Consider the following 13,836-nt stretch of genomic DNA (forward strand, 5'->3'; position numbering starts at 1 on the left):
TCGCTTACGCCCAACCCTGGCTGTCCAACCACGAACGACACACCGCCCTCGACACCTGGGTCGATCGCTACAACACTCGACGCGCCCACTCCGCTCTCGGTGGCCGACCCCCAGCCACCCGACTCGCCGCCTAACTGTCAACAACCTCCCGGGTCAGTACAGCTAGCCGCCGGCCCGAGCACCGCCCGGAGGAGAACGTGACCGCCTGCATCGAGAAAAGCACGATCGTTCGTTTTGTTGAGCGGTGCGAGTCCGATCTCGTGGTCGACACCGTCTTCGCCGGGCTGTCCCCGCGCAGCCGGTTCCTGCGCTTCCACTCCCCCGTCCGGGCGCTCACACCCGCCCTGCGCCGGGCACTGGTCCCGATCGACGGCGAGCGCCGGATGGCCGTGGCCGCCTGGTGCGGCGACGAACCGCTCGGCATCGCCCGGATCACCCGCACCGGCCCCGGTTCCGCGGACCTCGCGGCCGCGGTCGTCGACGCGTGGCAGCGGCGCGGGCTCGGCAGACGGCTGGTGACGGCCGCGGTCGGCCTCGCCGAACGCGCCGGGATCGGCGAGCTGCACGGCAGCGTGCTGCCGGAGAACCGGGCGATGCTGGAACTGGTGCGCACGACGTTCCCGCTGGCCCTGCGCCACCACGACGACGGGACCATCCAGATCCGCATCCCCCTCGGTTCGGCGGCGTGGACGATCACCGAGGAGGACGTCTACGCGAGCCTCCTGCGGCGCTGACCCCTTCCTCAGCGCTCGACGGTGCCGGCCAGCAGCGGTTCGAGCTTCGCGTCGGGGAACTTGCGCCGCACCGTCTCCAGCCGCCACTTGTTCACGAACACCGCGAGCAGCACCCCGTCCGAGCGGCGCCGGAGCACCTCGACCTCGGACTGGCCGTCGAGCAGCGGCGCGCTCTCCTCGTCGGTGACGCGGGCGACGGAGTAGTTCAGCGGCTCGAGGGTGACCGCGGCCCCGAACTCGTTCGCCATCCGCTCGGTGACCACCTCGAACTGCAGCGGCCCGACCGCGGCGAGCACCGGCGCCTGGTCACCGCGCAGGTCCGAGGTCAACACCTGGATGACGCCCTCGCCGTCGAGCTGCTCGATGCCGCGGCGGAACTGCTTGAACCGGCCCGAGTCCTTCCCGCGGCAGACCGCGAAGTGCTCAGGGGCGAAGCTCGGGATCGGCGGGAACACCACCTCGTCCTCGGCGAAGAGCGTGTCACCCGGCCGCAGCGCCCCAGCGTTGACCAGCCCGACGATGTCGCCGGGGAACGCCTCCTCGACGGTGGTGCGCTCCTGCCCGAACACCGCCTGCGCGTACTTCGTGGCGAACGGCCGCCCGGTCGCGGCGTGGGTGAGCACCATGCCGCGCTCGAACCGGCCCGAGCAGATCCGCAGGAACGCCATCCGGTCACGGTGATTGCGGTCCATCCCGGCCTGCACCTTGAACACCAGCCCGGACAGCGGGCGGTCGATCGGGCGCGGGTTGCCGTCGACGTCCTCGCGCGCCGACGGGGCCGGGGCGAGATCGACCAGCGCGTCGAGCAACCGCCCGACGCCGACCCCGATCAGACCGGCCCCGAACAACACCGGCGTGGCGATGCCGGCCAGGAAGTCCTTCTCGTCGAACTGCGCACCGATCTCGCCCAGCAGCTCGATCTCCTCCTGCGCGACCGGCCAGTGCTGCGGCTCCTGCTCGGCGGCCACCTCCGGCGGCACGACCTCGATCTCCGCCTTCGTCGCACCGCCCGCCGTGCGGCCGTAGCGGTGCAGCTCCCCCGTCGACAGCTCGATCATGCCGCGCAGGTCGCCCGCGGGGCCCAGCGGCCACGTCAGCGGCATCGGCCGCAGCCCGATCGTCTGCTCCACCTCGTCGAGCAGCTCGAGGGGCTCCCGGCCGGGCCGATCCCACTTGTTGACGAACGTGATGACCGGGACACCGCGGGATCGGCACACGTCGAACAGCTTGAGCGTCTGCGGCTCGAGGCCCTTCGCGGCGTCCAGCAGCATCACCGCGGCGTCGACGGCGGCCAGGACGCGGTAGGTGTCCTCGGAGAAGTCGCCGTGGCCGGGGGTGTCCAGCAGGTTGATCACGCAGTCGCGGTAGGCGAACTGCAGCACCGCCGAGGTGATGGAGATGCCGCGCTTGCGCTCCATCTCCATCCAGTCGGAGGTGACGCCCTTCCGGCCGGCCTTGCCGTGCACCGCACCCGCCGTGTCGATCACCTCGGCGTGCAGGGCGAGCGCCTCGGTCAGGGTCGACTTGCCGGCGTCGGGGTGGGAGATGACGGCGAAGGTGCGCCTACGCGCAGCCTCCGCGACGATGCGTGCGGACACCTGTCGATCCTACGGACGCTCACGGATGGTCCCCCCGTGGATCACCACGGCGGGAATGGTCACGGCGCGGATGGCGCACCCCGGCCGGCGACCGCCTGTGCCACCCGCTCGGCCGCCGTCCGCGCCGTCGCGATGCACACCGGCACGCCGACGCCGTGCAGGGCGGCCCCGGCGACCGCGAGCCCCTCCGGCAGGCCTTGCTCGATCGTGGCGACCCGGTCGAGGTGGCCGGGCGCGTACTGGGGCAGGCCGCCGCCCCAGCGCTGCACGTACGCGGCCACGGGCTCGGCCGTGGTGCCGGTGAGGGTGGCCAGATCGGCCCGCACCCGCGCGACCAGCTCGGCGTCGTCGACCTGCAGGTCGACGACTTCGCCGAAGCGGCCCAGCGAGGCGCGCAGCCGCACCAACCCGTCCGGGGACAGGTGGGGCCACTTGGCGGTGGAGTAGGTGGCCGCCTTGATCGCCAGCGGCTCGTCGCTCGCGACGAGCACGCCGGAGGTGCCCGGCAGCGTCGCGTCCTCAGCCCGGTACGCCAGCGCGACGACCACCGACGAGGCCAGCTCGATCTCCCCCGCCGCGCGGGCCGCGGCCGGGGCCACGTCGGCGAGCAGACGGGCCACCGCGGGGGCGGGAACGGCCAGCACCACGGCGTCGACGTCGAGGTGGGCCGGGTCGGGCACCGACCCGGTGGTGAGCCGCCACCCGTCCGGGGTGCGCTCAACCGCCCGGACGGTGGTGCCCAACCGCACCTCAGCTCCGGACGCCGCGACGAGCGCGTCGATGAGCACCCGGTAACCGCCCTCGATCGCACCGAACACGGGCCCGCCCGCCGGGGCGGGGACCCCGGCGGTGGCGCGGTCGGCGGCGGCGGTGAGGCTCGGCGCACCGGCGTCGAGCGCGGCAGCCAGCGCGGGCACGGTCGCGCGCAGCCCGAGCGAGTCGACGCGCCCGGCGTACACGCCGCCGAGCAGCGGGTCCACCAGGCGGTCGGCCACCTCGGGGCCGAACCGCTCGCGCAGCAGCGGGCCGAGTGCCGCGTCGCCGCCGCGCTCCCAGGTCAGCGGCAGCTGCGGCTCCTCCGCGACGGCGGCCAGCCCGTCAGGCGAGAGCAGCCCGTCGAGCTTCGCGGCGCTGGTGGGGACACCCATCAGGGTGCCGGCCGGCAACGGCTGGGTGCGCCCGGCCGCGCGCACGCTCGCGGGCGCGCTCGTGGGGTGCACGATCCGATCGGACAGACCCAGCTCGGCGAGCAGCTCCCCCACCTCGGGCCGGCGGGCCAGGTACGCCTCCGCGCCGACGTCGTAGGGCACCCCGGCCAGATCGACCGTGTGCAGGACACCGCCGGTGCGGTCCCGCTGCTCGAGCACGACGATCCCGACGTCCGGGCCGAGCAGCGCACGCAGGCGGTGGGCGGCGGCCAGGCCGGAGATGCCGCCGCCGACGACCGCGACCCTGGCGCTCACCCCGGAAGCTCGTGGACCAGCTCGACGAGCCAGGAGAGCACGTCGGGATCCGTGCTGGGCAGCACTCCGTGACCCAGGTTGAACACGTGCCCGCCGCCGGCGGCCCGGCCCTCGGCGGCGATCCGGCGCACCTCGGCCTCGATCGAGTCGCGATCGGCGAACAGCACCGCGGGATCGAGGTTGCCCTGCAGGGCCCGCGGCCCTCCCACGGCGCGCTCGACCCGGCGCCCGGCCTCGTCGAGCGGGACCCGCCAGTCGACGCCCACGACGTCCGCGCCCGCCTCGGCCATCGCGCCGAGCAGCTCGCCGGTGCCCACCCCGAAGTGGATCCGGGGGATCCCGGCGTCCTCGAACGCGCCGAGCACCCGCGCCGAGTACGGCAGCGCGTAGCGGCGGTAGTCCGCCTCGGACAGCGCCCCGGCCCAGGAGTCGAACAGCTGGATCGCGTCGACCCCCGCGTCGACCTGGACCCTCAGGAACGTGATCGTGATGTCGGCGAGCGCGCTCATCAGCCGGTGCCACACCTCGGGCTGGGCGCGCATCATCGCCTTCGTGCGTTCGTGGTTGCGGCTGGGACCGCCCTCCACGAGGTAGGACGCCAGCGTGAACGGCGCGCCGGCGAACCCGATGAGCGGGGTCTCCCCCAGCTCGTCGAGCAGCATGCCGATCGCCTCTGCGACCGGCCGCAGCGCCGTGGGCAGCAGCTGCGGCATCCGCTCGACGTCGGCCATCGTGCGGACCGGCTTCTCCACCACCGGCCCGGTGCCGCGCACGATCTCGACGCCCATCCCCGCCGCGTGCAGCGGGACGACGATGTCGGAGAAGAGGATCGCCGCGTCCACCCCGTGCCGGCGCACCGGCTGCATCGTGATCTCGGCGATCATCGACGGGGTGTCACAGGCCTGCAGCATCGCGGTGTCCGCGCGCAGCTCCCGGTACTCCGGCAGCGAACGGCCCGCCTGGCGCATGAACCACACCGGCAGGCGCTCCGGCCGCCCGCCGTTCGCGGCTACGAGGAACGGGGCGTCCCGCAGGTCACGGCGTCGGGACGGGGGCGCAGGGACCGGCACGGCGGTCGCGGGTGTGGTCGTCATCAGACCCCCATCATCCCACGTGTCGAGACCGCGGGTCGTGTGAGCCCGCACCTGCCACCAAAGCCGCATCGGCGCAACCGCGCCACGCCGATGACCGGCGATGACCACACGGAGTGATCACTCGTGCGGCGCGCCTCGTGTCACCGCCCGTGTGGGCGACATATGGTTTCTCCCGTGACCGCAGCCACTGCCCCTCCGCCGGAGTTCCGGCGCGCCGTGGCCACGCTCAGCGCAAGCATGGTCGCCGGACGGCTACGTCCGGAGCTGTACGTGACCGCACTGGACGCGCCGCCGCGGCTGGCCCCGTACACGTGGGCTCTGCAGGTCGAGGCCGACGCCGCCTACCCGACCGGTACGGACCTCGACGAACCGGACACCTCGGGCCGGCTCATCCTGCTGCACGACCCAGCAGGACAGGACGCCTGGGAGGGGACGTTCCGGCTGGTGTGCTTCGTCCAGGCACGCCTCGAACGCGAGCAGCTCGGCGACGAGATGTTCCCGGAGGTGTCCTGGTCGTGGCTGACCGAGGCGCTGGAGGGCAGCCGAGCGGAGTACGTGGCGCTCGGCGGCACGGTCACGCAGACGTCGTCCGTCCGGTTCGGCGACATCGCCGGCCCGGCCCGCGACGACGACGTGGAGATCCGGGCGTCCTGGACGCCCGTGGGAGATGCGTCCGGTCCGGACCTGTCCCGGCACGCGGATGCGTTCTGCCAACTGGTCGCCGTAGCCGCCGGGTTGCCACCCGTTGGCACAGTCCCCCTCGGCCGTCGGACGGTGTGACGAGATGAGGACGATGTCACAGAACGCGGCACAGAACTCGGCGCCTACCTGGGGGTTCTACGCCAACGGTGAGGCAGTCCGTCACACGATCGTGTGGACACCCGCCGACAAGGCTGTAACTTTCCTCGGGCAAACTCCGAATCGACACACGACGTTAGACCGCTTGGGGGGCTACTCTTCCTCCACGACACCTACCCGGGCGGTCGGGCGACACTTCTTGGCCGACACCGGCGACCCGGTGCCGGTCGGGGGGCAACGACCGACTCCAGGGAGGTAGTGACGTGGCCGTTGTGGGCCAGGGCACACCAGTGCGCGGTACACCCGGTGCAGTGCTGTCGCCCGCGATGGTTCCGCACCCGCGGGAAGAGCTGTTCTCGGTGCTGGTGGTCGACGACCACCCGCTCCTGCGCGAGGCGATCGCCGCGCGTCTGCGCTCGATGGGCGCGGGAACCGTCTACGAGGCAGCCTCGATCGCCGAGGCCCGCGCTCGTGCTCACGCCAACGGGCCGTGTGACCTCGCGATCCTCGACCTCGGTCTGCCCGACGGCAGCGGGCTCGATCTCGTGACCGAGCTGCGCACCCTGGGCTGGAACCGGCTGGTCGTGCTCGCGTCGTCGGACGACCCGTACGCGGTGCGCTCGGCGTTCCAGGCCGGCGCGCAGGCGTACCTGCTCAAGTCGGCCTCGCCGGCGATCGTCACCGACGGCGTCAAGCGGGTGCTCGACGGCGGGGTCTACGCCGACCCGACCGTCGCCCCGCTGCTCGCCACCGGTACGCGCGTGCCGGGGACCGACAACACCCCGCGGGAGCTGTCCGCCCGCGAGGTCGAGGTGCTCCAGCTGGTGGCCGACGGGCAGTCGAACAAGGAGATCGGTGAGGCGCTGTCGCTGTCGGCGCTCACCGTGAAGAGCCATCTGTCGCGGATCGGCCGCAAGCTCGGCACGGGCGACCGCGCGCAGATGGTCGCCCTCGCGATGCGCGCCGGGGTCATCCGCTGACCCAGCACGACCCCGTTGCAGCAGCGGGAACCGGTGACCGCACCGGCCCGGTCCCGCTGCTGCGGCCTGCCGACGGGCTACCGCCCGTCGTCACGACACCCGAGGCGCTGGCCGAGACCGCTCGCGCCGTCGCCGGCGGCACCGGGCCGATCGCCGTCGACGCCGAACGAGCCTCCGGCTTCCGGTACTCGCAGCGCGCGTACCTCGTGCAGCTGCGCCGGGCCGGGGCCGGCACGGCGTTGATCGACCCGGTGCCGTTCGGCGGCGACCTGAGCCCGCTCGCGCCCGCGCTCGCCGACGCCGAGTGGGTGCTGCACGCCGCCAACCAGGACCTGCCCTGCCTCGCCGAGGCCGGGCTGGTCCCCGGCAAGCTGTTCGACACCGAGCTGGCCGGCCGCCTGGCCGGGCTGCCCCGTGTGGGGCTCGGGCCGATGGTCGAGCAGCTGCTGGGGTTGTCGCTGGAGAAGGGCCACGGCGCCGCCGACTGGTCCCGCCGACCGCTGCCCGAGGACTGGCTCGTCTACGCCGCCCTGGACGTCGAGGTGCTCGTCGAGCTGCGCGACGTCCTCACCAGGATGCTCGCCGAGCAGGGCAAGCTCGAGTGGGCCCTGCAGGAGTTCGAGGCCGTCCGCACGGCACCCCCACCCGCGCCGCGCGCCGAACCGTGGCGGCGCACGTCCGGCATCCACCGCATCCGCAAGCCCGCTGCGCTCGCCATCGTGCGGGCGCTGTGGGAGGCGCGCGACGCGCTCGCCGCCGAGCGGGACATCGCCCCCGGCCGGGTGCTGCCGGACTCCGCGATCATCGACGCCGCCGCGAACCCGCCGGCGTCCCCGCAGGCGCTGGCCGCCATGCCGGTCTTCCGCGGCCGCGCCCAGCGCCGGCTCACCTCGTACTGGTGGGCGGCGATCGAGAAGGCCCGCCGCCTCGACCCGGCCGAGCTACCCGCGGCCTCCACACCCGGCGACGGTCCCCCGCCGGTCTCCCGGTGGGTGGACCGGGACCCGGCCGCCGCCGCCCGGCTCGCCGCCGCCCGCGCCGCGCTCTCCCGGATCGGCTCCGAGCACAACGTGCCCGTCGAGAACCTGCTGCTGCCCGACCTGCTGCGCCGCCTGTGCTGGTCCCCACCCGAGGACGGCGACGTGGCGGGCTACCTCCGTCGCGGCGGGGCGCGGGAGTGGCAGATCGAGCTGCTGACGGACGTCCTCACCCAGGCGCTGGCCGCCCGCCCCTGACCCCGGCGGGCTCGGCGAGTTGCCCCGCGGGGCAGGGCGAGTTCCCCCGCGAGGCAGGGCGAGTTGCCCGGATCGGTATCGCGAGTTCCCCGAATTTGCCCGGCGAGTGCGCCGAACCGCGTCGGGCGAGAGGCGACTCGACGTGCGGAGCACGCGACTCGCCCGACCGCACGGAACAACTCGCCGCACCGCACAGGGCAACTCGCCGCACCGCACGGGACAACTCGTGGTGGGTCAGGCCGGCAGCTGCACCGTCACGGCGAGGCCGCCGCCCGGCACGGGTTCGGCCGCGACGCTCCCTCCGTGCGCCCGCACGACGGCCCGGACGATCGACAGGCCCAACCCCGCCCCGCTGGCCGCGGTGCGCTCGACCCGGCCCCGACGGAACGGCTCGAACAGCTCCGCCACCTGGTCCGAGGGCACGTCCGGGCCGCTGGAGGCCACCCGCAGCAGCGTGGTGCCGGGCTGCTGCCCGGGGCCGGTCGTGATGTCGATCCAGCCGCCGGGGACGTTGTGCCGCACGGCGTTCTCGACGAGGTTGCCGACGACCCGCTCCAGCAGCGCCACGTCGCCGCGGGAGGGGGCGGGCGCGGTGTGCAGGGCGACGGACAGGCCGGCCTCCTCGACCTGGGCCTCCACGGCGGCCAGGGCCGGCCCCACGAACGCCGCCAGGTCGACGGGGACGACGGAGGCCAGCTGGGTGCCCTCGGTGCGGGCGATGAGCAGCAGGCCCTCGATGAGGTCATCGGCGCGGCGGGTGGCGTCGCGGACCACCTCGCCCATCCGGCGCAGCTCGGCGACGTCGGCGTCGGGATCAGCGAGGGTCACGTCGACCTCGGTGCGCAGCACGGCGAGCGGGGTGCGCAGCTCGTGGCTGGCGTTGGCGACGAACCGCCGCTGGGCGTCGAACGCGGCCTGCAGCCGGTCGAGCATGGCGTCGAACCCGGCGGCCAGCTCGGCGACCTCGCCGCGCGCGTCGGCCACCCCGGTCCGCGTGGTGTCCAGCGAATCGGCGGACAGCCGCCGCGCCGTGGCGGTGACCTCGTGGAGCGGTCCCAGCACCCGGCCGACCAGCCACCACGACAGCACCGCGGCGGCCAGCACCGCCAGCGGGAACGCCACGAGCCCCGCGGAGAGCACCTCGCGTCGCGCGGACTCGCCGACGGCCTCGGCGAACTGCTCGGCCGGCACGACCTGCTCCCCCACGCGCACCGTGCTGCCGGGCGGCAGCGCCGGTACCGAGCGGGCCACTCCGCCGACGAGCAGCCAGCCCAGCCACAGCAGCACCACGCTCACCAGGGCGACCAGCCCGGTGGCCAGCAGCGTCAGGCGGGGGCGCAGCCCGTTCAGCACCCTGTGCCCATCTCCGGCGGCCTATCCGCCCGCGGCCGGCACCCGGTAGCCCGCGCCGACGACCGTCTCGATCACGCCGGGCTCGCCGAGCTTCTTCCGCAGCGTCATGACGGTCACCCGCACGGTCGTGGTGAACGGGTCGGCGTTCTCGTCCCAGACCCGCTCCAGCAGCTCCTCGCTGGACACGACGGCCCCGCGGGCGGCCAGCAGCACCTCCAGGACTCCGAACTCCTTGCGGGTGAGCTCGATCGGCCGCCCGGCCCTCGTGACGGTGCGCCGCGCAGGGTCGAGCACTACGTCCCCGGCGACCAGCTGCGGCGGCACGGCGGGCGTGGCGCGCCTGCCGAGGGCACGGCAGCGGGCGACGAGCTCGGGGAAGTCGAACGGCTTGGCGAGGTAGTCGTCGGCGCCGCGGGAGAGCCCGTCGACCTTGTCGGCGAGGGTGCCGCTGGCGGTGAGCATCAGCACCCGCGTGGTCCCGCCGGCCGACACGATCTGCCCGCACAGCTCATCGCCGTGCATGCCGGGCAGGTCACGGTCCAAGACCACCACGTCGTAGCGGGTGATGCTGGCCTTCTCCCAACCGGTGTCGCCGTCGTAGGCCACGTCGACGGCCATCCCCTCGCGCCGCAGCCCGCGCGCGACGGCGTCGGCGAGGGCGTGCTCGTCCTCGACGACGAGGACCCGCATCAGGTGTGCTCCTCGGTCTCGCTCAGGGTGGGGACGACGCCGCACTGCGCCACGGCCCACTCGGTGACCCGGCGGGCGACGTCCTGGGCGGTGAGCCCGACGGCGGCGAGCACGTCGGCGCGGCTGCCGTGCTCCAGGAACTCCTGCGGCACGGCGAGGTCGCGCAGGGGCACGTCGCACTCGACGGCGCGCAGCGCGTCGGCGACGGCGGAGCCGAAGCCGCCGTGGCGGCCGCAGTCGGACAGGGTGACGACGAGCTGGTGCTGCTGCGCCAGCTCCACGACGGTCGGTGAGACGGGCAGGACCCAGCGCGGGTCGGCCACGGTGACGCCGATCCCCTGCTGCTGCAGCCGCTGCGCGACCACGACGCCCAGCTCGCCGAACGCGCCCGCGGTCAGCAGCAGCACGGTGGCCCCCTCGGCGGGCTCGTGCAGCACGTCGACGCGGTCGAACCCGGTGCCGACGCCGCGCACCGCCGGCACGGACTCGATCACCGCGCCCTTCGGGAACCGCAGCGCGGTCGGGCCGTCGTCCACGGCCACGGCCTCGTCGAGCTCCTCGCGCAGGGTCGCGGCGTCGCGCGGGGCGGCCACCCGCATGCCGGGCACGATCCCCAGGATCGACAAGTCCCACATGCCGTTGTGCGAGGGACCGTCGTTGCCGGTGATGCCGGCCCGGTCGAGCACCAGGGTGACGGCCTCGTTGTGCAGCGCCACGTCGAGCAGGAGCTGGTCGAACGCGCGGTTGAGGAACGTCGAGTAGACCGCGACGACGGGGTGCAGTCCGGCGTGCGCGAGACCCGCGGCCGAGGTGAGCGCGTGCTGCTCGGCGATGCCGACGTCGATGCAGCGCTCGGGGTACTCGGCGGCGAACTTCGCCAGCCCGGTGGGGCCGAGCATGGCGGCGGTGATCGCGACGATGTCCGGTCGCCGCGCACCGAGCTCCACGATCGCCTCGGAGAACACGCTGGTCCAGCCGATCGAGGCGGGCCCGGTGGGCAGCCCGGTGGCCGGGTCGAACGCCGACGGGCTGTGCATCTGCTCGGCGACGTCGTTCTCGGCGGGCGGGTAGCCGTTGCCCTTGCGGGTGACGGCGTGCACGACGACGGGGCGCCCGGCGCGCGCGGCCCGGCGCAGCGCGGACTCCATGGCGGCGATGTCGTGCCCGTCGACCGGTCCGAGGTAGGTCAGCCCGAGGTCCCCGAACAGCTCCTGCGGGCTCAGCGCATCCTTGATGCCGGCCTTGACCGCGTGCAGCGCTGCGTACAGCGGGCGCCCGACGACGGGGGTGCGGCGCAGGGTGCGCTTGCCGCTCTCCAGCAGCCGCTCGTAGCCCGGCTGCAGCCGCAGCGAGGCGAGCCGGTCGGCGAGCCCGCCGATGGTCGGCGCGTAGGATCGGCCGTTGTCGTTGACGACGATGATCAGGTTGCGGGTGTGGTCGGCGGCGATGTTGTTGAGCGCCTCCCAGGCCATGCCGCCGGTGAGCGCGCCGTCCCCGATCACCGCGACGACGGTGCGGTCGGCCTGCCCGGTCAGCTGGTAGCCGCGGGAGATCCCGTCGGCCCAGGACAGCGACGTCGACGCGTGGCTGTTCTCGACGTGGTCGTGCTCGCTCTCCGCCCGGCTGGGGTACCCCGAGAGCCCCCCGGTCTTCTTCAGCCGGTCCCAGCCGTCCTGGCGGCCGGTGAGCATCTTGTGCACGTACGCCTGGTGCCCGGTGTCCCAGATGATCGTGTCGTGCGGCGAGCGGAACACCCGGTGCAGCGCGATCGTCAGCTCCACGACGCCGAGGTTCGGGCCGAGGTGACCACCGGTGCGGGAGACGCTGCTGATCAGCTCGGCGCGGATCTCGGCGGCCAGCTCGTCGAGCTGACCCGGATCCAACCGCTTGAGATCGGCCGGGCTCCGGACGCTGCGCAAGAGGCTCACCCGGCCGAGTCTAGGCGGTCGGGCCCCACCCCCTGGGGTGTGGCGATCGTCAGCCCGCCCGCCGGCGAGCCCCGGCCGGGGGTGCCTCGTCCGGGGTGCGCGGTGCCGGGATGGTGGGCGCGCCGTGGTGCCGCGCGTCCGCGATGTCCGGCCCGACCAGCAGCGCGCCCGCGGCCCGCACCTGGTTGCGGCCGCCGCGCTTGGCCGCGTAGAGCGCCCCGTCAGCCGCCTTGAGGAGGTGTTCGACGCTCGTCGGTCCGCCGGACAGCGCCGCGCCGACCGACACCGTGATCGAGTCGAGCGTCATCGGCCCGTCGGGCGTGTCGACCGCCAGATCGAGCTCCTCGACGCGGCTGCGCAGCCGTTCGGCGACGCCCAGCAGCTCGGCGCGCCCCTGCGCGCCCGGGTCCAGTCCGGGCAGCAGCACGACGAACTCCTCGCCGCCGAAGCGGCCCACGACGTCGTCGTCGCGGACGCACGAGCGCAGCACTGCGGCCACCGACGCCAGGACCTGGTCCCCCGCCAGGTGGCCGTAGCGGTCGTTGACGTTCTTGAAGTGGTCGAGATCGAGGATCAGCACGCCCACGGCGGTACCGGATCGCTCGCTGCGGCGCATGGCCCGACGCGCCTGCCCCTGCCAGCTGGCGGCGTTGTAGAGGCCGGTCTTGCCGTCAGTGCTGGCAGCGGTCTCGTAGTGGCGGACGAGCACGGCGCGGTGCAGCACCAGGATCGGTGGCAGGGCGAGCACGGCCAGCCACGGCGTGTGCGCGAGCGCGACGGCGGCCAACGCCCCCATGCACAGCGTGGCGAGCTCCAGCACGTTGTCGTCCCACTGGCCGAGCAGCCGCCGCAGGGCGACGGTCTGCTCGCCGCGGGCCGACAGCGCGATCGCCAGCGCCACCAGCGAGGTGTTCACCAGCTCGTACACCAGCACGGCCAGCGCCAGGCCGAGGACGCCCACGGGATCGTCGGCGCTGGCCGGCAAGCCCCCGAACGCGTGCACCACTGCCTGGGCGGCGAGCGCGGCCAGCACCACGGTGGCGGTGGTGTAGACGTGCCGGTAGAGCGGCACCCGCGCCGGCCGCCACACCCGCTTCCACAGGTGGGCGTAGACCACGACGATGACCAGCGCGGCCGGCAGCGGCGGCAGCAGCATCGCGGCCGCGAACGTCCACACCGAGCTGAGGTCGAAGTACGAGGTCGCGCCGATCCGCCTGCGCACCCGCTCGATGCCGGTGGCCAGCTCGGTGTGCACGACGGAGAGGGCGACGAGCAGCAGCGCGTAGCCGGCGTGCTCGGGCGCCGGCGCGGTGAACCCCGCAGCGATCACGAGCAGGACGGCGATCGCCTCCACGGCAAGCACGCCGGCCACTGCGCGCCGGGGCAGGCGGCGGAGCGCGGGCCCGGGGTCGGTCTCCGGGACCGGAGTGGCCGCGGTGTCGCCCATGCGAGCCTCCTCCCCGCGCCGCCGTCGTGCCGTGCCGGACTGACAGCGAGGTTAGTGAGGCCCCAGATGCATGTCAGGGGGAGGGCGGTCGCACATCGGGGTGGTCTCGACGACCGCGCCGGACACGCTGTGTGATCGATCGGTCGCGCCTCCACTGTGGTCGCCGAGTCGCCCGAGTTCAGGGGTGCTGCGGCTCCTCGACGGCCACCGCGGCGCTGTGGGAGCGCGACCACGCCGAGCCCGGTGAGCAGCCCGACGACCCCGCCCACGGCGACCGCGAGCGACGGCCCGGGGTGGCGGTCAGCGACCACCTCGACGACCACCGACGACCATCCCGGCGAGCACGATCGCGAGCCCCCTGCGTCGCGGTCATCGCCGCCGAGGCCGCACCGAGCGCCTGGCCGCGCTCAGCGTCCCGGGGTGCGGCGGACGAAGCCGGCGTGGCCCTGCAGCACGTGCGCGGTCGCGAAGGCGCCGCACGCCACCCAGCGGACCGGCGACACCGGCAGCGGCGGG

General features: G+C 74.2%; 12 protein-coding genes. 5 read left to right on the top strand and 7 right to left on the bottom strand.

The window, feature by feature from the left end; translation table 11 throughout:
* Positions 1-20: 20 nt before the first annotated feature.
* Together BUE41_RS32950 and BUE41_RS16980 are read left to right on the top strand one after the other, a co-directional pair.
* A complete protein-coding gene (locus tag BUE41_RS32950) occupies positions 21-134 on the top strand; it encodes an integrase core domain-containing protein (protein ID WP_084754869.1) in 114 nt (37 codons plus the stop codon).
* Between the two features lie 63 nt (positions 135-197).
* Entirely contained in the window at positions 198-734 is a 537-nt protein-coding gene (locus tag BUE41_RS16980; RefSeq protein WP_143172205.1) for a GNAT family N-acetyltransferase, read from the top strand.
* Between the two features lie 8 nt (positions 735-742).
* Here BUE41_RS16980 and BUE41_RS16985 read toward each other — a convergent pair whose 3' ends face one another.
* From BUE41_RS16985 to hemE, 3 genes are read right to left on the bottom strand one after another with little or no spacing between them, the layout of a single operon-like run.
* Positions 743-2,332 carry a peptide chain release factor 3 gene (locus BUE41_RS16985; RefSeq protein ID WP_073458107.1) on the bottom strand — a complete coding sequence of 530 codons (1,590 nt, stop codon included), beginning with the start codon at positions 2,330-2,332 and terminating at the stop codon, positions 743-745.
* 59 nt (positions 2,333-2,391) lie between these two features.
* Positions 2,392-3,795, bottom strand: a complete 1,404-nt coding sequence (gene hemG, locus BUE41_RS16990) for a protoporphyrinogen oxidase (RefSeq protein ID WP_073458108.1) — start codon at positions 3,793-3,795, stop codon at positions 2,392-2,394.
* Complete coding sequence (gene hemE, locus BUE41_RS16995) at positions 3,792-4,889, bottom strand: uroporphyrinogen decarboxylase (RefSeq protein WP_073458109.1); 1,098 nt, start codon at positions 4,887-4,889, stop codon at positions 3,792-3,794. Before hemE ends, hemG begins: the two co-directional genes overlap by 4 nt.
* Positions 4,890-5,063: 174 nt before the next feature.
* On the opposite strand from hemE, the gene BUE41_RS17000 reads away from it, so the two are divergent.
* The 3 genes from BUE41_RS17000 to BUE41_RS17010 all read left to right on the top strand — a co-directional run bounded on the left by BUE41_RS17000 (position 5,064) and on the right by BUE41_RS17010 (position 7,902).
* Entirely contained in the window at positions 5,064-5,669 is a 606-nt protein-coding gene (locus tag BUE41_RS17000) for a DUF3000 domain-containing protein (protein ID WP_143172206.1), read from the top strand.
* A 344-nt stretch (positions 5,670-6,013) separates the two neighbouring features.
* Positions 6,014-6,667, top strand: a complete 654-nt coding sequence (locus BUE41_RS17005) for a LuxR C-terminal-related transcriptional regulator (RefSeq protein WP_143172220.1) — start codon at positions 6,014-6,016, stop codon at positions 6,665-6,667.
* Positions 6,664-7,902, top strand: a complete 1,239-nt coding sequence (locus tag BUE41_RS17010) for a ribonuclease D (protein ID WP_073458112.1) — start codon at positions 6,664-6,666, stop codon at positions 7,900-7,902. The genes BUE41_RS17005 and BUE41_RS17010 overlap by 4 nt, the downstream gene beginning before the upstream one ends.
* A 234-nt stretch (positions 7,903-8,136) precedes the next feature.
* Here BUE41_RS17010 and BUE41_RS17015 read toward each other — a convergent pair whose 3' ends face one another.
* From BUE41_RS17015 to BUE41_RS17030, 4 genes are read right to left on the bottom strand one after another with little or no spacing between them, the layout of a single operon-like run.
* Positions 8,137-9,255: a HAMP domain-containing sensor histidine kinase gene (locus BUE41_RS17015; RefSeq protein ID WP_073458113.1), complete on the bottom strand. Its 1,119-nt coding sequence runs from the start codon at positions 9,253-9,255 to the stop codon at positions 8,137-8,139.
* A gap of 21 nt (positions 9,256-9,276) precedes the next feature.
* Positions 9,277-9,945 carry a response regulator transcription factor gene (locus tag BUE41_RS17020; RefSeq protein WP_073458114.1) on the bottom strand — a complete coding sequence of 223 codons (669 nt, stop codon included), beginning with the start codon at positions 9,943-9,945 and terminating at the stop codon, positions 9,277-9,279.
* Positions 9,945-11,873 (bottom strand): 1-deoxy-D-xylulose-5-phosphate synthase, encoded by a 1,929-nt coding sequence (dxs, locus tag BUE41_RS17025; protein WP_073458115.1) that lies wholly within the window; start codon positions 11,871-11,873, stop codon positions 9,945-9,947. The genes BUE41_RS17020 and dxs overlap by 1 nt, the downstream gene beginning before the upstream one ends.
* Positions 11,874-11,922: 49 nt before the next feature.
* On the bottom strand, positions 11,923-13,320 hold the full coding sequence (locus BUE41_RS17030) for a GGDEF domain-containing protein (RefSeq protein ID WP_073458116.1): 1,398 nt from the start codon (positions 13,318-13,320) through the stop codon (positions 11,923-11,925).
* Positions 13,321-13,836 lie beyond the last annotated feature (516 nt).

Origin of the sequence: Pseudonocardia thermophila, from assembly GCF_900142365.1 — a bacterium.
In the GTDB taxonomy this organism is placed as follows: domain Bacteria; phylum Actinomycetota; class Actinomycetes; order Mycobacteriales; family Pseudonocardiaceae; genus Pseudonocardia; species Pseudonocardia thermophila.